Annotated in this window: 16 protein-coding genes; 12 read left to right on the forward strand and 4 right to left on the reverse strand. The window is 74.1% G+C overall.

Annotated features, from left to right (window positions below; all coding sequences use genetic code 11):
- The first annotated feature begins 9 nt into the window (after window positions 1-9).
- The 11 genes from OP18_RS58070 to OP18_RS40695 all read left to right on the forward strand — a co-directional run bounded on the left by OP18_RS58070 (window position 10) and on the right by OP18_RS40695 (window position 13,142).
- Window positions 10-1,119: a DegT/DnrJ/EryC1/StrS family aminotransferase gene (locus tag OP18_RS58070; protein WP_033364526.1), complete on the forward strand. Its 1,110-nt coding sequence runs from the start codon at window positions 10-12 to the stop codon at window positions 1,117-1,119.
- A complete protein-coding gene (locus tag OP18_RS58075; RefSeq protein WP_033364527.1) occupies window positions 1,116-1,721 on the forward strand; it encodes a sugar transferase in 606 nt (201 codons plus the stop codon). Before OP18_RS58070 ends, OP18_RS58075 begins: the two co-directional genes overlap by 4 nt.
- The gene (locus OP18_RS40655) at window positions 1,718-2,341 is read left to right on the forward strand and encodes an acetyltransferase (RefSeq protein ID WP_033364528.1); all 624 of its coding nucleotides are present in this window, start codon (window positions 1,718-1,720) and stop codon (window positions 2,339-2,341) included. The genes OP18_RS58075 and OP18_RS40655 overlap by 4 nt, the downstream gene beginning before the upstream one ends.
- Window positions 2,338-3,498: a glycosyltransferase gene (locus OP18_RS40660; RefSeq protein ID WP_033364529.1), complete on the forward strand. Its 1,161-nt coding sequence runs from the start codon at window positions 2,338-2,340 to the stop codon at window positions 3,496-3,498. The genes OP18_RS40655 and OP18_RS40660 overlap by 4 nt, the downstream gene beginning before the upstream one ends.
- Window positions 3,495-4,838, forward strand: a complete 1,344-nt coding sequence (locus tag OP18_RS40665; RefSeq protein ID WP_033364530.1) for a lipopolysaccharide biosynthesis protein — start codon at window positions 3,495-3,497, stop codon at window positions 4,836-4,838. The genes OP18_RS40660 and OP18_RS40665 overlap by 4 nt, the downstream gene beginning before the upstream one ends.
- On the forward strand, window positions 4,828-6,051 hold the full coding sequence (wzy, locus tag OP18_RS40670; RefSeq protein WP_033364531.1) for an O-antigen polysaccharide polymerase Wzy: 1,224 nt from the start codon (window positions 4,828-4,830) through the stop codon (window positions 6,049-6,051). Before OP18_RS40665 ends, wzy begins: the two co-directional genes overlap by 11 nt.
- The gene (locus OP18_RS40675) at window positions 6,036-7,256 is read left to right on the forward strand and encodes a glycosyltransferase (RefSeq protein WP_033364532.1); all 1,221 of its coding nucleotides are present in this window, start codon (window positions 6,036-6,038) and stop codon (window positions 7,254-7,256) included. The genes wzy and OP18_RS40675 overlap by 16 nt, the downstream gene beginning before the upstream one ends.
- On the forward strand, window positions 7,237-9,054 hold the full coding sequence (locus tag OP18_RS40680) for a DUF4012 domain-containing protein (protein WP_052388074.1): 1,818 nt from the start codon (window positions 7,237-7,239) through the stop codon (window positions 9,052-9,054). The genes OP18_RS40675 and OP18_RS40680 overlap by 20 nt, the downstream gene beginning before the upstream one ends.
- 196 nt (window positions 9,055-9,250) lie before the next feature.
- Complete coding sequence (locus OP18_RS40685) at window positions 9,251-9,856, forward strand: hypothetical protein (protein ID WP_033364533.1); 606 nt, start codon at window positions 9,251-9,253, stop codon at window positions 9,854-9,856.
- 89 nt (window positions 9,857-9,945) lie between these two features.
- Window positions 9,946-11,208, forward strand: a complete 1,263-nt coding sequence (locus tag OP18_RS40690; protein WP_313900944.1) for a nucleotide sugar dehydrogenase — start codon at window positions 9,946-9,948, stop codon at window positions 11,206-11,208.
- Between the two features lie 47 nt (window positions 11,209-11,255).
- Window positions 11,256-13,142 carry a phospholipid carrier-dependent glycosyltransferase gene (locus OP18_RS40695; protein WP_033364535.1) on the forward strand — a complete coding sequence of 629 codons (1,887 nt, stop codon included), beginning with the start codon at window positions 11,256-11,258 and terminating at the stop codon, window positions 13,140-13,142.
- Here OP18_RS40695 and OP18_RS40700 read toward each other — a convergent pair.
- Genes OP18_RS40700 through OP18_RS40710 form a run of 3 tightly spaced genes read right to left on the reverse strand, consistent with a single transcriptional unit; the run spans window position 13,124 to window position 17,575 of the window.
- Entirely contained in the window at window positions 13,124-14,656 is a 1,533-nt protein-coding gene (locus OP18_RS40700) for an O-antigen ligase family protein (protein ID WP_052388075.1), read from the reverse strand. The two genes, OP18_RS40695 and OP18_RS40700, sit on opposite strands and share 19 nt — an antisense overlap.
- On the reverse strand, window positions 14,653-15,606 hold the full coding sequence (locus tag OP18_RS51635) for a glycosyltransferase family 2 protein (protein WP_245635698.1): 954 nt from the start codon (window positions 15,604-15,606) through the stop codon (window positions 14,653-14,655). Before OP18_RS51635 ends, OP18_RS40700 begins: the two co-directional genes overlap by 4 nt.
- A 40-nt stretch (window positions 15,607-15,646) precedes the next feature.
- Window positions 15,647-17,575 (reverse strand): hypothetical protein, encoded by a 1,929-nt coding sequence (locus tag OP18_RS40710; protein ID WP_033364537.1) that lies wholly within the window; start codon window positions 17,573-17,575, stop codon window positions 15,647-15,649.
- Between the two features lie 237 nt (window positions 17,576-17,812).
- Between OP18_RS40710 and OP18_RS40715 the strand changes: the two genes are divergently transcribed.
- Complete coding sequence (locus OP18_RS40715) at window positions 17,813-18,886, forward strand: LCP family protein (RefSeq protein WP_052388076.1); 1,074 nt, start codon at window positions 17,813-17,815, stop codon at window positions 18,884-18,886.
- Between the two features lie 188 nt (window positions 18,887-19,074).
- On the opposite strand, the gene OP18_RS40720 is transcribed toward OP18_RS40715, so the two are convergent.
- Window positions 19,075-19,537 (reverse strand): sigma-70 family RNA polymerase sigma factor (locus OP18_RS40720; protein WP_033364554.1); only part of this gene is annotated, 463 nt, incomplete at its 5' end.

Below are 19,537 nucleotides of genomic sequence, written 5' to 3' on the forward strand. Positions count from 1 at the left end.
AAGCCCCCGATGAACGCACGCATCCACCTGTCGGCGCCCGACATGTCGGGCACCGAGGAGCGCTACCTGGTCAACGCCTTACGGTCCGGATGGGTCGCGCCCGTCGGGCCGGATCTCGACGCGTTCGAGGTCGAGATCGCCCGGCGGTGCGGCACCGCCTACGCCGTCGGGGTCAGCTCCGGCACCGCCGCCCTGCACCTGGCCCTGCTCGCCCTCGGCGTCGGGCCCGGGCAGGTGGTCGTCGTGCCGACGCTGACGTTCGCGGCCACCGCCAACGCCGTCGTCTACACCGGCGCCGAGCCGGTCTTCGTCGACTGCGAGCCCGACACCGGCAACGTCGACGCCGGCCTCGTCGAGCGGGCGGTCGCCGAGCTGCGCCGCGACGGGCGGCACGTCGGCGCCGTCGTCCCGGTGGACCTGTTCGGCGCCTGCGCCGACAACCGGCGGCTCGAGGCGCTGGACGTGCCACTGCTGGAGGACGCCGCCGAGGCGCTCGGGGCGAGCCGGGACGGGCGCCCCGCCGGGTCGTTCGGCCGGGCCGCCGCCCTGTCGTTCAACGGCAACAAGATCATCACCACGTCCGGCGGCGGGATGCTGGTCACCGGCGACGCCGCGCTCGCCGACCGCTGCCGCTACCTGGCCACGCAGGCCCGCCAGCCGGTGCCGCACTACGAGCACGTCGACGTCGGGTACAACTACCGGCTCAGCAACCTGCTCGCCGCGGTCGGCCGGGCCCAGCTGTCGCGCCTGGACGGGATGCTCGCCCGGCGCCGGCAGCTGCGGGAACGCTACGCCAAGACCTTCGCCGGCGTGCCCGGCGTGCGGATCGTCGGCGAGTCCGACCACGGCTCCAACTGCTGGCTGACCGTCATCGCCGTCGAGGACCGCGATGCCGGCTGGCGCGCCGCCGACCTCGGCGCGCACCTCGCCCGGCACGACATCGAGACCCGGCCGGTCTGGAAGCCGATGCACCGGCAGCCGGTGTACCGCGGGGCCCGCGCCTGGCTCACCGGCGCCGCCGACCGGCTCTTCGCGACCGGCCTGGCGCTGCCCAGCGGCTCGCAGCTGACCGACGCCGCGCGGCAGCGCGTCTTCGACGCGATCGACGAGTTCCTGTGAACCGCGCCCTGGACCTCGCCGGCGCCGGGATCGCCGCGGTCGTCCTCGCCCCGGTCATCGCGGCCACCGCCGTCTTCGTGCGCTGCACCATGGGCGCGCCGGTGCTGTTCCGGCAGGAGCGCACCGGGCTGCACGGGCGGCCGTTCACGTTCGTCAAGTTCCGCACCATGCGCCCGCCGGCGGCGCCCGGCTTCGACCCGGGCAGCGACGCCGGGCGGCTCACCCCCGCCGGCCGGTTCCTGCGCGCCACCAGCCTCGACGAGCTGCCCGCGCTGTGGAACGTGCTGCGCGGCGACATGAGCCTCGTCGGCCCGCGGCCGCTGCCGAGCGCGTACCTCGGCCGGTACACCGAGCGGGAGGCGCATCGCCACGACGTGCGGCCCGGCATCACCGGCCTGGCCCAGGTCCTCGGCCGCAACAACCTCACGTGGGAGCAGAAGTTCGCGCACGACCTGCACTACGTGCGGCACCGCACGCTGCGGATGGACCTGCGGATCCTCGCCACCACCGTGCGCACCGTGCTGCGCCGCGACGGCGTCACCGCGATCGGCTCGGCAACCAACCACGAGCTCCGCGCTCCAACGGCAGGACGGCAGACGTGAAGAACGGTCTCGTCATCGTCGGTATCGGCGGCCACGGCCGGGAGATCCTGACCATCGCGCGGGCCGCCGGCATGCCGGTGCGCGGCTTCGTCGACGACGGCCCCACCCAGCGCAACCTCGACCGGGTGTCGGCGCTCGGCGTGCCGTTCCTCGGCCCGAGCGCCCGCCTCGGCGACGAGCGGCCCTCGATCGGCTACGTCATCGGCATCGGCGACCCGCGGATCCGGGCCCGGCTCGACGAGCAGCTGCGCCTGCACGGCCTCGCCGCGGCGACCCTGGTCCACCCGGCCGCGACGATCGGACCCGACGCCTGCGTCGGCGAGGGGTTCGTCGCGTTCGCCGGCGCCCGCGTCACCACGAACGTGCGCATCGGCCGGCACGTCCACCTCAGCCAGAACAGCACCGTCGGGCACGACACCGAACTGTCCGACTTCGTGCAGGTCAACCCCCTCGCCGCGATCTCCGGCGACTGCCGCGTCGGCCCCGAGGTGCTCATCGGCACGACCGCCTGCGTGCTGCAGGGTCTGCGCGTCGGCGAGGGCGCCACCGTCGGCGCGGGGGCGTGCGTGACCCGCGACGTCGAGCCGAAGACCACCGTGAAAGGGGTGCCGGCCCGATGAAGGTCGCCATGCTCGTCAAGACCGACGACGGCGGCCGGTGGACCCTGCCGCACCTCGACGAGCTGCGCGGGCGCGGCCACGACGTGGTCGCGGTCCTGCCGCCCGGCAGCGAGGGCCGGCTGCGCAAGGCCCTGCACGACCGCGGGATCGACGTCGTGCAGTCCGCGTTCGACTTCCGGTTCCGCCCCTCGCCGGCCACCGCGGCCGGGCTGCTCGGCCTGCGCCGCCAGTTGCGCGCGCTCGCCCCGGACGTGTTGCACTACCACCTGTACGCCTCCGCGCTCGCCACCCGGATCGCGAGCCTGCGCCTGCCCGCCCGGCGGGTGCACATGGTGGCCGGGCCGCTGTACCTCGAGTCGCCGCTGATCCGGCTGGTGGAGCGGCTGCTGTGCCGCCTCGACACGGTCGTCGTCGGCGGCAGCGAGCACACCGCCGCGCGCTACCGCCGCATCGGCATGCCCGCCGCCCGGGTCACCGCGATCCCGTACGGCGTGGACACCGCGCATTTCACGCCCCCGTCGCCGGCCTACCGGGCCGCCTGCCGGGACGCGTTCGGCGTCGCCCCCGGCACGTTCACCGCCTGCATGGTCGCCTACGTGTACCCGCCGAAGCGGCTCACCCACCGCGGCCGCGGCATCAAGGGCCACGACGTGCTGCTCGAGGCGTGGCGGCGCTTCCGCCGGGAGACGCCCGGCGGTGCCCGGCTCATCCTGCTCGGCGGCGGCTTCACCCCGGCCGGCGAGACCCACAAGCGGGCGCTGATGCGCCGCTTCGGCGTCGCGGACGACCCGGGCGTCGACTGGCAGGACTCGGTCCTGGACGTGCGGGACTGCTACGCCGCCGCCGACGTCAGCATCAGCCCGTCACTGTCGGAGAACCACGGCGCCGCGCTGGAGGCGGGCGCGATGGGCGTGCCGAGCATCGTCTCCGACGCCGGGGCGCTGCCGGAGACCGTGGACCCGTCGACCGGCTGGACCGTGCCCCGCGATGACGTCGACGCGCTCGTCGCCGCCCTGCACGAGGCGCACGCCGAGTTCCGCAGCGGCGTGCTGCGCCGGCGCGGGCAGCTCGCCCGGGCCCGCACCGAGGCGCGCTTCGCGCAGGACCGGGCCGCCGCCGCGGTCGCCGACGTGCTGGAACGGGTCGCCCGAAGATGACCCAGCTGCGACCCGTCAATCCCTCCGGCGGTCCGGCCGCCCGCCCGGCCGGCCGGCAGTCGCCGCGCCAGACGCTGCGCCCGTCCGTGCGCCCCCGGGTCCGGCACGCGCGGCGGCCGTCCTTCGCCCGCAACGTCGGCTGGGGCGTCGCCGGCAACGCCGGATACGCCCTGTGCCAGTGGCTCGTCCTCGTCGTCGTGGCCCGGCTCGGCACCCCGGCGATGGTCGGCGACTATGCGCTCGGCCTGGCCGTCGGCGCCCCGCTGGTGCTGCTGGCGAACCTGTCGTTGCGTACCGTCCTGGTCACCGACACCGTCCACGAGCACCCGTTCCGGCGGTACCTGCGGGTCCGCGCCGGCGGGATGGCCGTCGCCGTCACCGCGGTCTGCGCCGCCGCGTGGATCTTCGACCTGCCCGCCGCGGTGGTCATCCCCGTCGGCGTGGCCAAGGCGTTCGACGGCATCGGCGACATCTACCTCGGCCTGCTGCAGCGCCACCACGACCAGCGCGCCGTCGCCGCCGCCCAGGTCGTCAACGGCGCGCTCACCGTCGGGCTGACCGCGGTGCTGCTCGCCGCGACCGGCAGCGTCGCCTGGGCCGCCGCCGGGTCCGCGATGGGCTCGCTCATCGCGTGGCTCGGCTGCTGCGTCCCGCTCGCCTCGCGGGTCCTGGACGCCGACGCCCGCACCAGCGTGCCCAGGCGGCACCGGCACCGCTCCAGCCCGCCCGGCCCCGGTGCCCTGGTCTGGACGGCGCTGCCGCTCGGCCTCGCCTCCGGACTCACCTCGCTGACCGCGAACGTGCCCCGCTACGCGCTGCAGGACCAGCTCGGCGCCGCCGCCCTCGGCGCGTTCGCCGCCGCCGGGTACCTGGTCCTCACCGGCAACCTGCTCGTCTCCGCCGTCGCGCAGACGCTCCTGCCGCGCCTGGTCGAGCTGCGCACCACCGGCGCCCGGGACCGCTTCGCCGCGCTGGTGCGCCAGGCGCTGACCGGTGTCGCCGTCGCCGGCGTGCTGGCCGTGTGGGCCGCCGAGCTGTTCGGCGCGGGCGTGCTGCGGGCCGTCTACGGCGACGGGTACGCCGAGGACGCCGGCACCCTCACCGTCCTCACCGTCGCCACCGCCGTCGCCGCCACCTGCTTCGTGCTGGACGCCGCGCTGTCGGCGGTGCGCCGCTTCACCGGCCAGCTCGCCGTCAACGCCGCGGTCCTGGCCGCCGCGGTCCTTGCCGCACTGGTGCTGGTGCCGCGGTACGGCATCACCGGCGCGGCCTGGGCCACCGCCGTGGCCGCCGCGGTCCACGCCGGCCTGAAATGGGAGCTGCTGCGGCGTGAGCTTTGACCCGTGGTACGCGGTGCTGCTGGCCGGGCTGGTGATCCCGGTGCTGCTGCTGGTGGGCGGGGGCCGCGACGTGCTCGCCTACGTCGCCGCGTACTTCTTCCTCTTCGGCTTCGGCCCCGTCGTCAGCCACCTGCTCGGCGGCTCGATCTACTTCGGCATCAACACCGCGCTCATCGACCGCGCGGCGCTGGGGCTGCTGCTCGCCTTCGCCGGCGTGCTCACCGGCGGCCTGCTCGTGCGGCAGCGCCGCGACCTGGCCGGCACCGGCGGTGCCGCCGGTGCCGGGGGTGCCGCCGGCGCGGGGGGTGCCGGCGGCACCACCCACCGCTTCCCGTTGCTGCCGGTCGTGCTGGTCGCGCTGACCCTCTACGCGACGACGGTCCTGGTCCTCGGCGGCACCGGCTTCCTGGCCGGCACCAAGATCGACCGCATCGGCGTCGCCGGCCCCGGCCACTACGACTACCTGCTGTTCGAGATGTTCGCCTGCGCGCTGTACTTCATGGCCGACGGCAGCGGCGCCGGGCGCTTCACGTACCGGCTGAACCTCGTCGTCTACGTCGTCTACTGCCTGTCGACCGGCGAGCGGGACTTCGTCTTCGTCCTGTTCAGCATCATCCTGCACCGGGAGCTGGCCCGTGGCGGCTCCTTCGCCAGGCCCGCCGGCTACGGCGCCGTGCTGCTGCTCGGCGCCACCGCGATCTTCAGCCTCCGCGGCGGCGGGCCGGCCGGCACCACGCAGGTGCTCAACCAGGGGTCCGTGCTGTTCGTCGACACGTGGGTCATGACGCACGTGCCGGCCGTCGACCCGTTCACGCACGGCGCCACCTACTGGCACGCCGTGCTGAATCTCGTGCCCGGGCACGCCCAGCCGCCGCTGGCGCAGTGGCTCGTCGACCGGTATGCCCCGGGCAGCGCGTCCGGCTACGGCTTCTCCCTGACCGGCGAGGCGTACCTGAACTACGGGCTGTGGGGCATCCCGGTGCTGTTCGCCGGCCTCACCGTCGTGCACCGGCTGCTGATCAACCGCATCGACCGGGCGCCGGTCTACGCGTACGCGAGCGTGCTGTTCACGGTCGCCTGGATGTACGGCTTCCGCGGCGAGAGCGCCGGCCTGCTCAAGACCTGCGTCTACGGGCTCGTCTTCTACGGCGTGCTGCGCCTGGTCTCGGTGCGCGGCGAGGAGGAGGTGACGGCGCGGTGCGTCTCGTCGTGAGCTGTGAGCAGCGGTACGTCCGCACCCCGGACGGCCGGGTCTGGTCCACCACCGGCGGCGCGTACGACTTCTGGCAGCGGTACCTGACCGTCTTCGACGAGGTACGGGTCGTGGCCAGGGTCGCCGAGCGGCCGGGCCGCCCGCCGGACGCGCGGCGCGTCGACGGGGAGCACGTCACCGTGCGCGCCGTGCCGCACTACGTGGGCCCGCTGCAGTACCTGCTGCGGCTGCGCGGAGTGCGCGCCGCCGTGCGTACCGCGGTCGAGCCCGGCGACGCCGCCCTGCTGCGGGTGCCGTCGCCGATCGGCACGCTGCTGCACCGCCGCCTGCGCCGCCGGGGATGGCCGTTCGGGCTGGAGGTGGTCGGCGACCCCTACGACGTGTTCGCCCCCGAAGTCATGCGCCACCCGCTGCGCCCGCTGCTGCGCGCCTGGTTCACCGCCAGGCTGCGCTTCCAGTGCCGCACCGCCGTCGCCGTCGCCTACGTCACCGAGCGGGCGCTGCAGTCGCGGTACCCGGCCGCGCCCGGGGCGGTGACGGCCGCGTACTCCAGCATCCAGCTCGACGAGCCGGCGTTCGTCGACCGGCCCCGCGCCCCCGCCGCACCCAAGGTCGCGGTCCGGCTGGTGTCCGTCGGCTCGCTCGAGATGCCGTACAAGGGGATCGACACCCTCATCGAGGCGCTGCCGATCCTGGTGCGGGCCGGCCTGGAGGCGCACCTCGTGCACCTGGGCGACGGCCGCTGCCGCCCCGACCTGGAGCGCCTCGTCCGGCAGCGGCGCCTCGGCGGGCGGGTCGCGTTCGCCGGTGCCGTGCCGCCCGGCGCGGCCGTGCGGCTGTTCCTCGACGACGCCGACCTGTTCGTGCTCCCGTCGCGGACCGAAGGGCTGCCCAGAGCGCTGATCGAGGCGATGGCCCGGGCCCTGCCCGCGGTCGGTACCCGCGTTGGCGGCACCCCGGAGCTGCTGGACCCGGCGCACCTGGTGCCGCCCGACGACCCGGTCGCCCTCGCCTACGCGATCACCGCCCTGGTCGCGGACCCGGCGGCGGCCGCGGCCGCGTCGCGACGCAACCTCGCCCGCGCCCGCGGCTACGCCGCCGACACCCTGGCCCGGCGGCGCACCGACTTCTACCGCGCCCTGCGCGTCATCACCCAGCCAGCACAGGTCAAGGAGGTCGTCGGCGGTGCCCGACAGCTCGACTGAGATCACCGGGGTCCGATCGCACCTGCGGGCGCTGCTGCGCACCCGGCGGCGCAGGGCGGTGCTCGCCGCCGCCGTCGTGCTGGTGCTCGCCGCCGGGCTTGGCCTGCGGCTGCTCGTCGTCGCCGGCTCGGCCGCCGGGCACCTGCGGCGCGCCGCCACGCTGGTCGGCACCCTGGAGCGGTCACTGCGCGCGGGCGACCTGACCGCCGCCCGGCGCGCGACCGCGGACCTGCGCCGGCAGACGGACGCCGCCCGCGCCGACACGCAGGGCCTCACCTGGGGGCTGGGGACCGCCGCCCCGGTCGCCGGCGACGACCTCACCGCGGTCGGCGCGGTCGCCCGGATCGTCGACGACCTCGCCGACCGGGTCCTGCCGCCGCTGCTGGACGCGGCCGGTGGCCTGCAGACGACGCTCGCCGGCGACCACGACCCGCGAGGGCTGGCGGCGGTCACCGCGGCCGCGCCGAAGATCGCCGCCGCGGGCGCGCTGGCCCGCTCGGCGCAGCGGCGCCTGGCCGCCCTCGACCGCGACGGTCTCGACCCGCGGGTCCGCGCCGCGGTCGACCGGCTCGACGACGGGCTGCGGCGGGTCGTGCCGCTGCTGGAGCCGGTCGCCCGGGCGGCCAGGCTGCTGCCCGCGATGCTCGGCGCCGCCGGGCCCCGCACGTATCTCGTGCTCTTCCAGAACCTCGCCGAGGTGCGGGCCACCGGCGGCATGATGGGCGCGTACGTGGTGCTGCGGGCCGACCGGGGCGCGATCGGCATCGTCGAGCAGGGCGCCGCGGCGACCGGCATCGGCACGTTCCCGGAGCCGGTGCTGCCGCTCGACCCCGACCAGGAGGAGCTGCACACCGACCGGCTCGGCACGTTCCCCGCCGACGTGAACCTCACCCCCGACTTCCCGACCGCGGCGGCGCTGTACCGCGAGATGTACCGGCTGCGCTCGGGCCGTGCCGTCGACGGTGTCCTGGCCACCGACCCCGTGGCGCTGGCCTACCTGCTGCAGGCGACCGGGCCCGTCGACGTCGCCGGTGGCCCGCCGCTGACCGGGGCGACCGCGGTGCGCCGGCTGCTGTCGGACGTGTACCTGACGATCCCCGACCAGGCGTCGCAGGACGCGTTCTTCGCCGGCGCGGCCAAGGCCGTGTTCGACAAGCTGACCACCGCCGCGTTCTCCACCGCGGCGCTCGTGCCGGCGCTGCGGCGGGCGGCCCAGGAGCGGCGGCTGCTCGCCTGGAGCGCGCACCCGCAGGAGCAGGCGGAGATCGCCGCGACCGCCTTCGCCGGCACCCTGCCCGCCGAGGACGGCGCCCGGCCGACCGTCGGGGTGTTCCTCAACGACGGCACGGGCGCCAAGCTCGGCTACTACCTGACCCGCGAGGCGGGGCTGAGCGCCGGCGAGTGCCTGGAGGACGGCTCCCGGCACCTGAAGCTCACCGTGCGGCTCGCCTCGACCGCGCCGAGCGCCGGGCTGCCGCGCAGCGTCCTCGGCCTCGGCCTGGCCGGCGAGTACGTGATCCGCACCAACGTCATGGTGTACCTGCCCAGCGGCGGCGCGCCGGTGGACGCCACCCAGGACGGCGCGCCGGTCGACTACGGCAGCGGCTTCGAGCTGGGCCGCACCGTCGCGGTCTTCACCGTCGACCTGGCCCCCGGGCGCAGCAGCACGCTGGAGCTGAACCTCATCACGGGTCCGCTGCCGGTGCCGGGGGCCGCGTTCACGCCGCGCCTGCTCACCACCCCGGGCATCGCACCCTGGACGCTCCGGTTGCAATCCGCCGAGGCATGCGGCAAATGATGAAAAATGCCCATATCGGGGTGATGTGAAGTCTACGGTGAAATTTATGCGACCCCGAACAAGATCCGCATTGACCGCCCTCGCGGGGGCACTCGTCGCGGCGGCAGTGCTGGGAGCACCGACCGCAGCGCACGCCGAACCCGGTGGCGCCGCTGCGGCAGCAGCCAACTATCCGGCGCCGGAGCCCGTCGTCAGGGTGAGCTCCGCCTCCGTCAGCACCGGTGGCGCGGTCCGCATCGCGGGGAAGCGGTTCCTTCCCGGCGAGCCGATCTCGATCCGTGTCAAGTACCGCATCACCCGGCACTCGGGCGGCTTCGACAGCCCGTTCCCGGCCAGGGTGAGCGGGGACCGCCGCGCCGACGAGGACGGCAGGTTCTCCGCCAAGGTCCGGCTCACGTCGCCGGGCTACGCCACCATCAAGGTCACCGGCAAGAAGTCGGGACAGTCGGCCTCCGTCACCGTGCGGGTGCTCGCCTGGCGCGGCTCGTACAGCTTCGGTGGCGACGACTTCTTCGCCGGCACGCCGCTCGGCGACGGCGTGCGCGACAACGGCGGCCACCACCGCTGGGACGGCGGCGACCGGCCGGCCGGCTTCTACGGCCCGTTCTTCGGCGGCTGGAGCCCGTTCCGGCTGTCCGGCAACGAGACCAGCCTCAACGACACCGCCGGTGCCGGCAGCGACAACCTCGCCGCGCAGGGCCAGCCGGACCCCGTCCACGGCGCCGACCTGGTCGCCGGCCTGCTCGGCCTCACCGCACTCGTCGGCAGCGGCCTCATGCTGCGCCGCCGCCGCGTCTCCTAGCCGCAGCCATCACCCAACACGTCAATGCGTTCGACCCGTCGGCCCTCGTCACGGCCGGCGGGTCGAGTGTTCCCACCCTTAGGATGATCATGGGCAGAACAGTCATCATCGGGCAGGGCTACGTCGGCCTGCCGCTCGCCATGCGGGCGGTCGAAGCGGGCGACGACGTCGTCGGGCTCGACGTCGACACCGACCGGGTCAAGTCTCTCGGCGCCGGCATCTCCTTCGTCGAGGACGTGCCGGACGACCGGCTCGCCTGGGCGCTGGAAACCGGGCGGTACCGCCCGAGCGACGACTACGCCGACGCCGCCGGCTTCGACACCTGCGCGATCACCGTGCCGACGCCGCTCACCGACGGCGTGCCCGACATCAGCCACATCGAACAGGCCGCGTTGCGGCTCGCCCCGCACCTGCGGACCGGCTGCACCGTCATCCTCGAGTCCACCACCTACCCCGGCACCACCGAGACCGTCCTGCGGCCGCTGCTCGAGCACGCGTCCGGGCTCAGCACACCGGACGACTTCTTCCTCGGCTACAGCCCTGAGCGCATCGACCCCGGCAACCCGACCTGGCACCTGGACAACACGCCGAAGCTCGTCTCCGGCATCGACGAGGCGTCCCTGGCCGCGACGATGCGGTTCTACCAGCGGTTCGTCGAGCGCCTGGTGCCCGTCTCCGCGCCGCGGACCGCCGAGCTGACCAAGCTGTTCGAGAACACGTTCCGGCACATCAACATCGCCCTGGTCAACGAGCTTGCCATCGTCGCCAACCAGCTCGGCGTCGACGTGCGCGAGGCGATCGGCGCCGCCGCGACCAAACCGTTCGGGTTCATGGCGTTCGAGCCCGGCCCCGGCGTCGGCGGGCACTGCCTGCCGATCGACCCGTCCTACCTGTCCTGGCAGGTCAAGCGCGAGGTCGGGCAGCGCTTCCGGTTCATCGAACTGGCCAACGACGTGAACGAGGGGATGCCCCGCTACGTCGTGCAGCGCCTCGCCGCCGGCCTCAACACCCGCTGCAAGCCGGTCAAGGGCAGCCGGATCCTGCTGCTGGGCCTGGCGTACAAGAGCAACGTCGGCGACCTGCGCGAGTCACCCGCCCGCGCCGTCGCCGAGCTGCTCGTCGCGCAGGGCGCCGACGTGCACGCCGTCGAGCCGCACGCGTCGCAGCGCGACACCGGCCACGTCGGCGGCGTGACCATCGTCGATCTGACCCCGGCCGAGCTGGCCGCCGCCGACGCCGTCGTGCTGCTCACCGACCACGACGACTTCGACTACGACATGGTCGAGCGGCACGCCCGGTACGTCTTCGACACCCGGGCCCGCTGCTACGGCGATGCCGTCGAACGCCTGTAATCCATCGATGTGAGGCGGCGCCACGTCCGTCGGGTAGCTTTGCCCGCGTGATCGTGGTGCCGCTGCTCACATTCTTGGCCGTCGCCTCGCTGTGCCGGCCGAGCGACGGCGGAGTCCGGATCGCGCTGCTGCGGGCCGCGGTCATCGTCGGCGGCGCCGCCGCCCTCACCGTCGAGGTGCTGTCGGCGGTGCACGCGCTGCACCGGCCCGCGTTCATCACCGCCTGGCTCGCCGCGCTGCTCGTCACCGGCGGCCTCGCGATCCGCCGGTCCGGTGGCCCGCGCGCGGCACGGCCGGCGCTGCGCGCCGTCCGGGACCGGTGGACGGCGCTGGGCGGGGCGGAGCGGCTCATGGTGGGCGCGCTCGTCGGGCTCTTCGGGCTCGACCTCGTCGTCGCCGTGATCGCCCCGCCGAACAACTTCGACTCCCAGACCTACCACCTGCCGAAGATCGAGCACTGGGTCCAGCAGGGCCACGCCGGCTTCCACCCGACGATGATCGACCGGCAGCTGGCGATGGCGCCGGGCGCGGAGTACCTGCTGCTGCACCTGCGCCTGCTCACCGGCGGCGACGGCGCCTACAACCTGCTGCAGCTCGCCGCCGGCGTCGGCGCCGTGCTCGCCGCGGCCCGCATCGCCCAGCAGCTCGGCGGCGGCACCAGGGCGCAGCTCGTCACCGCGCTCGTCGTCGGCACCACCCCGATGGTCGTGCTGGAGGCGACCAGCACCCAGACGGACCTCGTCGTCGCGTGCTGGGTCGCCTGCACCGCTACGTGCACCCTCGACGGCCTGCGCGCCCGATCCGGCTGGTTCGACGTCCTGCTGATCGGCGTCGCCGCCGGGCTGACGCTGTTGACGAAGGCGACCGGGCTGCTCGCCGCCGGCCTGCTGCTCGCCGCCTGGGCCGCCGCGCAGCTGCGGCTCACCCGGTGGCGCGGCCTGGCCGGCGCGGCCGCCGTCGGGGCGCTGATGGTGCTGCTCGCCGGGCCCAACCTGGTGCGGGTCCAGGACACCTACGGCAACCCGCTCGGCCCGGCGCACCTGCGCGAGTCCATCTCCATGCAGCGGCACGACCCGCCGGCGGTGCTGGTGAACGCGCTGCGCATCGCGGAGACGGCGCTGCAGACCCCGGTGAAGCCCCTCAACGAGGCGATCGAGGCCGGGATCGTCGGCCTCGCCGGCGTGCTGCGCGTCGACCCGCAGGACCGCGACATCACGTACTGGAACGAGACGTTCCCCTACCGGTCGTGGCCGCCGGACGAGGACCGGGTGTCGATGCCCGCGCAGGGCGTGCTGATCCTGCTCGGCGCGCTGCTGATGGCCCTGCGCCGGGACTCGGCGCCCACCACCCGGCTCTACGCCGCCGTCTTCTGGCTGGCGGTCCTCGCCTACGTCGTCACCGTCAAGTGGCAGCCGTGGGGCAACCGGCTCGTCGTCTTCCTGCTCGTGCTCGGCGCGCCCCTGGCCGGGCTGTGGATCGCCGGGCTGCGCGGGCGGCGGCTCGCCACCTGGGCCACCACCGGCACGCTCGTGGCCGGGGTCGCCGTCGGCGGGCTCGCCGTCGCCTACGGCTGGCCGCGCCGCCTCGTCGGGCCCGGATCCGTGCTCACCACCCCGCAACTGGAGCAGCGGTTCATCCGGGAGCCGGGCTGGCAGGGCGACTACGAGTGGGCCGCGGCCGCGGTCCGCGGGGCCGGCGCGCGGCGGGTCGGGCTGGTCCAGGGGTACAACACGTGGGAGTACCCCTGGTGGATCCTGCTGCGCGGCACCCGGATCGTGTCCATGCAGTCGCTGCAGCCGGGCCTGGCGCCGGCGACCGTTAACGACGTGGACGCGGTGCTGTGCGTGAAACCGCCGCACACCTGCGAGTTCTACGTGCCGCCGGCGTGGCCGGTGCACCGCCGGGGCGACGTGGCCTACGCGCTGGCGCCCTGACGCCCTTCGGCGGCCCGCGCCTGGCCGCCCGAGCCCTGGCCCGGCACGACGGCGGCCGGCTCCGGCCGCTGCCGCGCCCTGACCTCACCGGCGAGCAGCACCAGCCAGATCGCGCCGTTGGTGCCGCCGATGACCCAGTCCTCGGTCATGATCGTCGGTACCGCGGCGGCGGCGCCGACCGTGAACCACAGCGCCGGCTGCGCCACGCCCGGGCGGCGCAGGACGACCGCGTACCAGAGGCCGCGCAGCGCGTGCCAGAGCAGCAGGGCCAACCCGATCAGGAAGCCGATGGCGCCGAGGACCCCGCCGCGGCGGAACGCGCCGACGGCGGCGTTGTCGGTGTTGAGGTCCCGGCGTGGCCCCTCCTTCGGGGCGCCGTCGTTGTCGCGGTGCACGACCGCGCGGGACGTGCGGGCGTCGCCGAACGTCTTCTCCGCCCAGCCGGCGTGCTGCCAGTCGACCCAGACCTGCCGCCACGTGTCGGTGCGGCCGCTGGTGACGTCGCCGCCGTCCGGGGTGAACCGGTCGCGGAACAGGAACGTGCTGCCACCGCCGACGGTAAAGACGGCGGCGAGGACCACGAACGGCATCGCGACCGCGACCCACCGGGCCCGGCCGCGGTCCAGGTCCTCTTCACCGGTGTGGCCGGCCCGCGGCAGCAGCACCACGACGGCGTGCACCACGGCGGCGGCGGCCGCGAACACGAACCCGGTCCGCGAGTCGCTGATCGACAGCACCAGCGCCGACACCACGGCCACGCCGACGCGCTGCCACGCGGCGAACGCCCGGTCGAAGCCGACCCGCACCGCGGCGATCACGACCAGGCCGGCGAGGGAGTTGGGGTGGTAGAACAGCCCCGGCCCGCCCCAGAACCGGTTGCGCATCACCCGCGCCGACGCGCTGTCCGGGATGGCGTGCAGCTCGTCGAAGAGGCTGCCGGCGCCGAAGTACAGCAGCGCGCCGATGCCGACCAGGATCGCCGCGGCCATGCCGACGGTGAGGTCCCTGCCGCGGTCGCGGCGGGTCGTGGCGACGACGGCGAGGACCGCCAGGGTGAACACGCCGAGATAGGCCAGGCGTTGCGCGGCGACGGTGAGGTGGCCGGCGCGCAGGACGAACAGCGCGCCGAGCACGCCGAACACCCAGTAGGACAGGCCGAGCCAGGCGCCGCCCAGCCCCGGCAGCTCCCGCAGGGTGCGCAGCCATGGCCGGCCCCACACGGCGAAGACGACGACCTCGACGAACAGCACCGCCCAGATGACGATCGGCCGCTGCGTCGAGGTCCAGGTGAGGATGCCGGCGAGGGTGAACAGCCCGCCGGTGGCCGCGCCGCGCAGGGTGATGCCGGGCAGGCTCACCGCGAGGGCGACGACGCCGAGGGCGATCACCGCCGCCGCGAACGCCTCCGCAGACTCGCTGACGCTGCCGGTGCGGCCGTGCTCCATGACGGCCGCCAGGACCGCCAGGACCGCCGCGGCGGCCGAGCCCGCGGTGATCGCGGTGCGCCGGGTCATCGGGCGCTGGCCTGCAGCTGCTTCTTGCCCTTGCTGCGCTTGCGGCTCAGGAAGAAGTCGCGCACCACCCGCCGCGGCCCGGCCGGGACCAGCCACACCTGCAGGAAGGTCACATAGTCGGTCACGCTGGGCTTGCCGTGCCGGCGGGCCTCGCCCAGCAGGTCGAAGAAGACCCGGGGGCTGCGGCTGGCGGCGGCCATCGAGCCGACCACGCTCATGGCCAGCGCGGCGTAGGCGCGCGGCGTGACCCGCGGGCGGGTCTCGCGCAGCCAGTCCAGCGACTGCTTCCACGGCGCGTCGAAGCTGATCCGCGGCCGGTTCTCGTCCGCATACCAGATGACCAGGGGCTCCTCGGCGTAGATCAGGTCGACGCCGTCCTCCTGGAGGCTGCGCAGCGTCCAGTCGAGCTCCTGCAGCCGGCGCAGCCCGTCGGCGAACGGCACCTTCCGCAGCAACGCCGTCGGCGCCATGATCGTCGAGGTCTGGATGAACCCGTCGCCGTGGAACAGCCCGTGCCGCACCGCCAGGTATTCGCTGATCGGCTCGTCCGGCGCCGGGATGCGGCGCGGCATGATCAGCTCGGCCCGCGGGGTGCGCATGTAGAGGCGGCTGCCGACGATCGGCAGCGGCACCCCGGACGCCTTGGCCCGGGCCAGCTGCGTCTCGAGCTTCTCCGGCAGCCACTCGTCGTCGTCGTCGAGGAACGCGACCCACTCGGCGTTGGCGACGTCGACGCCGTGGTTGCGGGCGGCGGGCGCCCCACCGGACGTCTCCCGCTCGACCCAGCGGACCCGCTCGTCGCCGATCTCGCCGAGGGCTGCAACCGTCGCGGCGTCGGGTCCGTCAATGATGACGACGACCTCCAGCTCCGCCAGGGTCTGCGCCAGTGCGCTGCGGACCGCACGCACCACCAGCTCGGGCCGGTTGCGCGTCGGGATGACGACGCTCACCACGGGTCTTTGCACGATGACCAATCCGTCTCGGCGATCCTTAAGGGTTCGCTGGCGTAGCGTACACGAGCTGCACTTTTGTCGGATACTTCGCAGCCAGCAGGCGGGCGGCCTCGATGTTCGACGGCGCAACCGGATCACCGAAGGCTACCGGCAGCGGCTGGCCGGGCCGCACCGCGGGGCGGTTCGGGTGATCCGTGTCCACGACGAGCAGGCTCGCCGCCGGGTCGTGCAGGAAGAACCGCACGGTCACGGGGCTGTTCGCCACCAAACGATCCAGGTCGTCCATCGTGCCGCCCTTGCCGCCCGGGTACAGCAGGCCGGACCAGCCGGGGAAGTGCCGGTACTGGCCCTGCAGGGCGGCGGCACCGAGCGTGGCCGACCAGTTGCGCCACGGGCTGCCCATGAGGTCGACGTTCACCGCGCCGCCGCCGTCGGGGAACATCCTGGCCATCAGCAGCGCGTCGCGGGCCGCCTCCGGAGAGCCACGGTCCCGGCCGAGCGCGAGCTTCACCCCCGGCGCGACCGGCGTCGTGTGCCACTCGCCGCCGGCGACCAGCATGAACAGCGCGACCGGCACCGCGACCGTGGCGCTGAGCCTGACCCGGAAGCGGGCCAGCCCGCCGAGCACGCACAGCGCGACCACGATCAGCAGGTGTAGCAGCTTGTCGAAGTAGTAGACCGGACGGCCGATGGTCGCGATCTGGTACGCGCCGAGCCCGGCGGCCATCACCCCGGCCGTGGCGAGCGCGAACCCGGCGGCCCGCAGGCGGGGGCTGCGGCGGGGGGTCCCGGTGGCCAGCACGCCGACCGCGGCCAGCGCGACGAGCAGCACCGTCGCCGGCCGGTCCACGACCCGGGCGGTGCCGTTGAGCAGCAGCTGGCTGTCGCTGGACGCGGCGGCGGCGGTCAGCGGGCCGATCGCGGCCAGGCAGCCGACGGCCACCGCGCACACCCACGCCCACCAGCGCCGCCACAGCCGGGCGCGGACCGCCCACAGCGCCGCGACGATCCCGGCGTAGGGCAGGAACAGCGAATAGGTGAACGACACGCCGACCAGCAGCAACGCCACGGTCGCGGTCTGCTCGCCGAGCCGGGTCAGCGGCCGGGCGACCAGGGCGGTCAGCACCGCGGCGCAGGCGAGGCCGGCCAGCTCGTTCGGGTACCCGCGGGACAGCACGGTCACCGGGTCGCCGAGGACCAGCCAGGCGGCGACCAGCCCCAGCACCGGCAGCAGCCGGGCGGCGCCATCGCCGGGCCCGGCGATGCGCCGCGCCGCCCACAGCACCGCGAGGGCGAGCAGCAGGTAGGTGCCGACGAGCAGCCACACCATCACGTCGACCGCGGTGGCCGGTGCGGCGTTGTGCGCCGAGGAGCGCACGAACCGGTCCAGCACCGCGTAGCTGAAGTGCAGGCCCTGCGGGTAGTTGGCGATCCCGGTCAGCTCCGCGTCCGGCACGAACGGGCGCAGCGCCTCCGGGCGCAGGAACAGGTAGCCGCCGGTCCGGCCGATCACGTCGTACAGCAGGAAGTGCCGGGCGATGTCCTCCCCGGCGAGGGGCAGGCCGAGCCGGCCGCCGAGGTCCCGCGCGACATACGGCACGAGCGCCACCGCCGACACCCCGGCGACCGCGATCGCGAGTAGTGCGTCTTTACGCATCTTGGGCATTTGCGGCGTGCGGCCGGTGGCGGCGGCGAGCAGGACCAGCACCGTCAACGCGACGCCCGCGATCAGCGTCGGGTGCAGGTGGCCGGGCCACAGCGTGATCGCGAGCCCGAAGACGCAGGCCGCGCCGAACAGCTGGGCGGCCGCCACCACGACCCGGTCGGCCAGGGTGACCCCACCGCGCTGGACCGCCACGGCGCCCGCGAGCACCAGCAGCGGCAGGAGGAAGTCCAGCCGGACCTGATGCGTCGCCAACGGGATGAGCCAGGCGAGGAGCAGCGCCACCGCCGTCTTCCGGATCACCAACACGCTCCGTATCGATCGGGGCCACCGGCGATGCAACGTCGCCGCCGGGACGTGACGATATCGCGTTGTCCAGGTACGGTGCAGAAGGCTTCCGGGGCCAGGCCTTCATGACGGAAGGTGATTGCCGAATACGGGGAGTGGCGGGCGTTGGCGAAGGGCGTGGCGCGGCGAAAGGGTCGCGGCCGGCGGGATCCACTGTGGGCGCGGCTTCTCGTGATCGCCGGTGCACTTCTCATGATCGCCTCGGGCACCACCTTCGTGCTGAAGGACGCGGTCTTCGGCTACGCGACCCGCAGCGTCAACAAGGAGAACCTGCTCGGGGGCGAGGGCGAGAAGCACGCCTCGGTCAGCGGTGCCAAGAACGTCCTGCTCATCGGCATCGACCCCCGGCCCAACCAGGACCCGAGCGAGCCGATCCGCTCCGACTCGATCCTGGTGCTGCACATCCCCGCCAGCCATGACATGGCGTTCCTGATCTCCATCCCGCGTGACACGTGGGTCGCGATCCCGAAGTACAACAACGGCAAGCGCAGCTACGGCGGCGGCAAGGGCAAGATCAACGGCGCCTTCGCCGAGGGTGGCTACGGGCTGACCGGCAAGGAGCAGCGCAAGCACGGCACGACGCTGCTCGCCTCCACGATCAAGCAGAACTGGGGCATCACCTTCGACGCGGCGGCGATCGTCGACTTCGTCGGCTTCCAGGAGGTCGTGCGGGTCCTCGGCGGCGTTGACATGTACGTCGACCAGCGCACCGTCTCGGTGCACATCGGCCACGACGCCAAGGGCAACACGAAGGTCCCCTTCGAGCAGCGCGACGACCCCAACGGGGGCACCATCCTGATCCCGATCAAGGGCGTCACGCCGAAGGTGTACGAGGTCGGCTACCAGCACCTGGCCGCCTGGGAGGCGCTCGACTTCGTCCGCCAGCGCGAGACGCTGCCCAAGAGCGACTACGACCGGCAGCGCCACCAGCAGCAGTTCATCAAGGCGCTGCTGAAGAAGATCGCCAGCAAGGAGGTCCTGGGCTCGCCCAGCACCCTCAACAAGGTCCTCGAGGTCATCGGCCGCGCCATGACGATCGACACGGGCAAGATCGGCCTGGACGACTGGATCTTCGCGATGCGCGGCATCGACGGCGACCGCCTGCTGACGCTCAAGACGAACGACGGCGGGTTCCACGCCTCCCCGGAGAACCCGGGCGCCGAGGCGCTCGACCAGACGACGCTGGACCTGTTGAGCGCCGTGCGGACGAAGACGGTGCCGACGTTCGTCGCGGCGAACCCGGGCATCGTCAGCTCCAGCGGCTGAACGTTTCACGCGCGGGCTCGACGGTTTGCCGCGGACTCGGGGCGCACGGGGTTCATCCGGCGAAACGGGCATCATGGTGCATTGACTGCCGTCTGTGCGGCTGCCGTTGTCGCATGCCGATGCGCGACAACCCGAAGGTGGCCGGCTCGCCATTCCTTCGGGTTGTCGCGCAATGCGTGCCGGGGTGACTACTCGGCGACGGCGCTGAGCTCCTCGCGCAGCGTCTTCAGGGCGCCGGCGAGCAGCCGGGATACGTGCATCTGGGAGATGCCGAGCTGGGCGGCGATCTGCGACTGGGTCAGGTTGCCGTGGAAGCGCATCGCGATGATCTTCTGCTCGCGCTCCGGCAGCTTCGCCAGGATCGGGCGCAGCGCCTCGCGGTTCTCCACGTTGGCCATGTCGGGGTCCTCGCCGCCGAGCAGGTCACCGAGGCCTGCGGCGCCCGGGTCGGTGTTCTCGCCGGCGGGGGCGTCCAGCGAGAGCGCCCGGTACGCCTGACCGCAGTCGAGGCCCTCGATGATCTCCTCCTCGGTGACGCCGAGGCGGGTGGCCAGGTCGGCGACCGTCGGGGAGCGGCCGAGGTCCTGGGCGAGGTCGCCGGAGACCTTGGAGATCTCCAGGCGCAGCTCCTGCAGGCGGCGGGGCACGCGC

This window comes from Dactylosporangium aurantiacum (assembly GCF_000716715.1).
In the GTDB taxonomy this organism is placed as follows: Bacteria; Actinomycetota; Actinomycetes; order Mycobacteriales; family Micromonosporaceae; genus Dactylosporangium; species Dactylosporangium aurantiacum.

Bases quoted from the DNA above. Each gene is read 5' to 3' on its own strand.
- OP18_RS58070 (WP_033364526.1), top strand. From the start codon at position 10: ATGAACGCACGCATCCACCTGTCGGCGCCCGACATGTCGGGCACCGAG.
- OP18_RS40660 (WP_033364529.1), top strand. From the start codon at position 2,338: ATGAAGGTCGCCATGCTCGTCAAGACCGACGACGGCGGCCGGTGGACC.
- OP18_RS40665 (WP_033364530.1), top strand. From the start codon at position 3,495: ATGACCCAGCTGCGACCCGTCAATCCCTCCGGCGGTCCGGCCGCCCGC.
- OP18_RS40690 (WP_313900944.1), top strand. From the start codon at position 9,946: ATGGGCAGAACAGTCATCATCGGGCAGGGCTACGTCGGCCTGCCGCTC.
- OP18_RS40700 (WP_052388075.1), bottom strand. From the start codon at position 14,656: ATGACCCGGCGCACCGCGATCACCGCGGGCTCGGCCGCCGCGGCGGTC.
- OP18_RS40715 (WP_052388076.1), top strand. From the start codon at position 17,813: ATGATCGCCTCGGGCACCACCTTCGTGCTGAAGGACGCGGTCTTCGGC.